This window comes from Lacrimispora brassicae (genome assembly GCF_054772055.1).
The window spans coordinates 1-2,170 of sequence record NZ_BRYH01000005.1 but is presented as its reverse complement, the minus strand read 5'-3'; the positions used below and the strand labels follow the sequence as shown (position 1 = coordinate 2,170).

The window sequence follows — 2,170 nt, the reverse complement described above, 5'->3', positions numbered from 1 at the left end:
ATGTGTAAGTTGGGGGATGTTGTTGAACACATAAAAAGAAAAAATAAAGGACTGGAAAGCACTCTGGCACTAACAATATCAGCGCAGTACGGCCTTCTTGCTCAAAAAGATTTTTTCCAGCAAGAAGTTGCAAGCAAAGATGTAAGCAATTATTATCTCGTGAAAAATGGTGAATTCGCATATAATAAAAGTTATTCTAAAGGCTATCCTTGGGGAGCAGTTAAGCGACTCGAAAATTATGAAATGGGAGTTTTATCTACCCTGTACATCGTTTTTAAACCCATCAATATTGATTCCGGATTTTTGGCGCAATATTATGAGACAACTCATTGGCATAATGAAGTGGCACAATACGCAGCAGAAGGCGCAAGAAATCATGGATTGCTCAATATTGCCACATCTGATTTTTTTGATACTATGCTGACAATGCCGACTAATAGTAATGAACAAGCTGTAATTGAAGATTTCTTTCTAATGCTTGATGGACAAATTATGGCCCAGGAACAGAAACTTAGCCAACTAAAACAACTAAAATCAGCATACTTGCAAAAGATGTTTGTATAGTATGTAGCAACACTTGAAGCTTCCTTTATAATAGAGATGTTAACTTTATCATCAAACTATTTTAGGAGGCTTTTTTATGATTACGAACAAAAGAACACCACAATATTTTTATGAGTATTTTTCCGAATGGATAAAAATATATAAGCATGGCGCTGTTCGTCCTGTTACATATCAAAAATACTTAATGACATTGCGAAGGCTTACCGAACTTTCTCCCAATTTAAAAATTTGTGAGTTGGATAAACGAAACTACCAAACCTTACTTAATGATTATGCTGAAACTCATGAGAGGCAGACGACAATGGATTTTCACCATCACTTAAAAAGTGCAATTTTAGATGCTGTTGACGAAGGTCTGTTGACAACAGACCCCACCCGTAAGGTTGTTATAAAAGGTAAGATGGCCACAAAAAGAAAAAGTAAATACCTAAGTCAATTTGAATTACAATCTCTTTTGAAAAATTTATCACTTACAGATAGCCCAAATTGGGATTGGCTTATTCTACTTATATCCAAAACAGGACTTCGCTTTTCGGAGGCACTTGCGTTAACGCCAAACGATTTTGATTTTTGCAGCCATAAAATTAGCATAACAAAAACATGGAATTATAAAGGTGCTGAGGGTGGTTTTATGGACACGAAAAACACCTCCTCTAAGCGTGTCATTCCAATAGATCCCTTCTTAGCTGTAAATATTGAAATAATAACCAAGAATTTAGCAGCTGATGAGCTAATTTTTGTACAGGGAAGAGTTTTTAATTCAACGGTCAATAGTCGATTAAAATACTTATGCAAAACAGCAGGAGTCCCTGTGATTTCAATACATAGTCTTCGTCACACTCATGCATCACTTTTGATTTTTGCAGGTGTTTCCATCGCCAGTATTGCTAAACGATTGGGGCATTCCAGCGTTACTACGACCCAAGAAACCTACCTACACATTATCCGTGAGTTAGAGAATCAAGACAATGACAAAATTATGAATCATTTGTCTACTTTGGAGGTAAATATAAAGGCGCTGTAAGCGCCTTTATACAAACATCTTTTGTAGGTATGCCGATTTGAGCTGTTTCAACCTATCCAATTTTATTTTTTGCTTTTCAATAATACAATCAAAATTGTAGAAAAAGTATCCTATAGCGATTTGTTCTTCAACAATTGGAATAGTCGTTTCAAAAATTGATAGATTGTCGAAGGTAATGCCAAATACTTTCAGACCTGTTCCTGCTTTACATCCGTACTTTTTGAACGTATCCGTATGAAGTAAGTAATATAAATATAGAGCGTTCGTATTTTGTGGACGTAATGCTATAGTATGTAAGCCAGCAATAATTTTTTCTTGTGGTTCATGAAGAATAATGCTGGGTTCCGCAATTCCTGTGTAATCTTCTGAAGCATCTGCCAAAACCAAATCACCACGGTTAAGAGGTATATAGTCACTGATTTTAATACGTGGTAACTGTTCATCAGTTACTATTAGGTCAGCTACTTGTTTATGAATATCCCCGTAATGAATATATCTGTAGCCGGTTTCTTCTTTGGTTTCAACATCGCGAGACAATGAATATGATTTCAGTTTTTCAACCATCTCCCCAAACTTCCGCTT

The 2,170-nt window shown here is 35.7% G+C and carries 3 protein-coding genes; 2 read left to right on the top strand and 1 reads right to left on the bottom strand.

Going from position 1 to position 2,170, the window contains the following annotated elements; translation table 11 throughout:
* Both ACYVD3_RS03040 and ACYVD3_RS03035 read left to right on the top strand, forming a co-directional pair.
* Positions 1 to 564: restriction endonuclease subunit S domain-containing protein (locus tag ACYVD3_RS03040; protein ID WP_460641038.1), on the top strand; the 564-nt coding region annotated here is incomplete at its 5' end.
* Between the two features lie 76 nt (positions 565 to 640).
* Positions 641 to 1,588, top strand: a complete 948-nt coding sequence (locus ACYVD3_RS03035) for a site-specific integrase (protein WP_460641037.1) — start codon at positions 641 to 643, stop codon at positions 1,586 to 1,588.
* Positions 1,589 to 1,594: 6 nt separating this feature from the next.
* Here ACYVD3_RS03035 and ACYVD3_RS03030 read toward each other — a convergent pair.
* Positions 1,595 to 2,170, bottom strand: a 576-nt coding sequence (locus ACYVD3_RS03030) for a restriction endonuclease subunit S (protein ID WP_460641036.1), incomplete at its 5' end; no start/stop codon positions are given.

Bases quoted from the DNA above. Each gene is read 5' to 3' on its own strand.
- ACYVD3_RS03035 (WP_460641037.1), top strand. From the start codon at position 641: ATGATTACGAACAAAAGAACACCACAATATTTTTATGAGTATTTTTCC.